1 protein-coding gene is annotated in these 765 nt (G+C 70.5%); it reads right to left on the bottom strand.

What is annotated here, in order from left to right:
* Positions 1–765 (bottom strand): hypothetical protein (locus GVL52_RS31465; RefSeq protein WP_200847930.1); only part of this gene is annotated, 765 nt, incomplete at both ends.

Genomic DNA, 765 nt, shown 5'->3' with positions numbered 1-765 from the left:
CGGTGATGCGGTAGGCGCCGTCGAAGCCCATGCCCGCCTGGAAGTTGGGAAACAGGTGGTGGAGTTCACCCAGCAGCGTGACGCCGCGGATCTTGGCGCGGTCCTGCGGTCCGAGCCGGCATGCCGCGTCCAGCACGGCGCCGATCGCCTGCGTCCTGCGCCGGGTCAGGCCGTTGCCGGTGGTGGCGAACGACCAGTTGAACACCTTCGAGTCGTAGTAGTCGTCCATGCCGAGCGGGCCGTCCCGCGTCTGGGCCATGTTCGACGGGTCCGCCGCCAGCGCGGTCTCGATGGGCGCCTGGGACGAGAAGTGCGTCGAGAACAGATAGAGGATGGCCGGCCGCGGTGAATCCCGGAGCGTCCGCACCAGGCGGTTCACGATCTCCGTGTCGATCTTCCATTCCCCGCCCGCCTCCTGCCGAAACAGCTTCAGCAGCGGTACGGGCAGCGTGTAGCCGAGTTCCACCGGGGTGCCCGCCGCCGCGGCAGGCTGCAGCGGCTGCAGCGTGGACTCCACCAGCGCCGCCGCCGAACCCTGGGCGCCGCTGCACTGCGCCTGCAGGTCTTCGAAACCGGGCAGGGCCGGCGTGGCCCAGATGCAGGGCTCCTGGATGCCGATCATGGGAGCGAGCAGCATGCGCTCCGGGTGCGATGGCGGCTGTGCAGGCACCAGAACGCGCCACATCCGCACTCCCGCCATGCCCGCGACGATCACGCCCGCCGCCGACAGGGCCACCGCGGCATGCAGGAGAGTGGGGCGGAAGG

The organism is Rhizobium sp. 18055, assembly GCF_902706285.1.
Classification (GTDB): Bacteria; Pseudomonadota; Alphaproteobacteria; order Rhizobiales; family Rhizobiaceae; genus Rhizobium.
The sequence above is the reverse complement of the archived record's forward strand: the minus strand, read 5'-3'. Positions and strand labels throughout refer to the sequence as shown.